The organism is Zooshikella ganghwensis DSM 15267 (genome assembly GCF_000428585.1).
Lineage (GTDB): Bacteria > Pseudomonadota > Gammaproteobacteria > Pseudomonadales > Zooshikellaceae > Zooshikella > Zooshikella ganghwensis.
Genome location: NZ_AUAF01000387.1, coordinates 1 through 1,318, shown reverse-complemented (window position 1 = coordinate 1,318; position 1,318 = coordinate 1). Strand labels below are relative to the sequence as shown.

Annotated in this window: 2 protein-coding genes; one reads left to right on the top strand and one right to left on the bottom strand. The window is 44.1% G+C overall.

Annotation, left to right across the window (positions count from 1 at the left end):
* Positions 1-364 (top strand): IS66 family insertion sequence element accessory protein TnpB (gene tnpB, locus F607_RS0127225; protein ID WP_157365637.1); only part of this gene is annotated, 364 nt, incomplete at its 5' end.
* Positions 365-400: 36 nt separating this feature from the next.
* Here the strand turns inward: tnpB and F607_RS32300 are convergent.
* On the bottom strand, positions 401-1,318 hold a 918-nt coding region (locus tag F607_RS32300), incomplete at its 5' end, for an IS66 family transposase (RefSeq protein ID WP_169719864.1).

Below are 1,318 nucleotides of genomic sequence, written 5' to 3'. Positions count from 1 at the left end.
CGTAATTATGTTGCAATTAACACCTCATCATCGTTTATTATTAGCGGTGAATCCCGTGGATTTCCGTAAAGGTATCGATAGCTTAATTGCACTGTGTCAGCAGCATTTAAATGAAGATGCGTATAGCGGGACTATTTTTGTCTTTACCAATAAACGACGGATTGCGGTTAAATTATTAGTCTACGATGGCCAAGGCTTTTGGTTATGTATGAAACGCTTTTCACAAGGCCAATTAAAATGGTGGCCTAAAGCGGACACGCGCACGTACACCCTTAATGCACAAGCTTTACAGGTGTTGCTGTATCAAGGCCATCCACAGCGTGCAGCCATGAGTGACGACTGGAGGCCTATTGTCGCTCAATAATTTTGAGCTTTTTTAAATTAATTTAATTTTTTTTAATTAAGCCGCTAAATCCTCCTGGGGGTTATTCATCGAATTTAAGGTTTCCTGATAACACCACGGTAACCATTGTTTAGGTGATTGTTTAACGTATTGCGCATGGATTTGTAGATCGGTTAAATAATCAATGGGATTAATCCCATTATGTAATGCGGTATGAATCACTGACATGAGGACACTCCCTACATGACCTCCATTGAGGGTTTTATAAAACAGGCTATTATTGCGTACTCGAATGGCTAACTTTAACGCCCGTTCGACGCGATTAGTATCCAAGGGCACACCTTCATGGGTTAAAAACCGGGTTAAGGTCTCCCAATGCTTTAACCAATAGCGGTAGCTTTTACCTAAGGGGCTATTAGGTTCTGCTTTACGTTCAGCTATTTGCTGTTCCATCCAGGCTTTGAGGTTGGCCATCAATGGACCACTGTGCTTTTGATGATACTTCAGTCGCGCTTGGGGGGATAAGTTAGCCTGTTGGCATTTAGCTTCGTGGGCATAGACCGTACTGATGGTATCCAGAACCCTTGTGGCTTGGTCAGGATAATAGCTTTCTAAATCGATAAATTTACGCCTACCGTGTACCAGGCAATGGCAGACAAGGGTGGTAATGGCATCACCCACCTGGTTGCTTTTTAATGCATCGCAAGCTTGCATGACAGGGGGTAAGGACTCATCCCGTTGTGCTAAAACCTCACTTAAGTTTTCACCGGCATGGTTCAGACTAGTGATAAAAAGCGTCAAGGGATGATCATTGTGGTCGCCCACTAAGGCCGTGGTATAGGTACCTTTACGGTCAGGGCGTTGGGGATCATGCTCTTTTTGAGTTTTCTCCGAGAGAATCCGTGCCCAGGTGTCATCCTGATAAATACAGGGGCTTTGCGCCAGGTAATAGACCAACAGATGGTAGATTGGCAG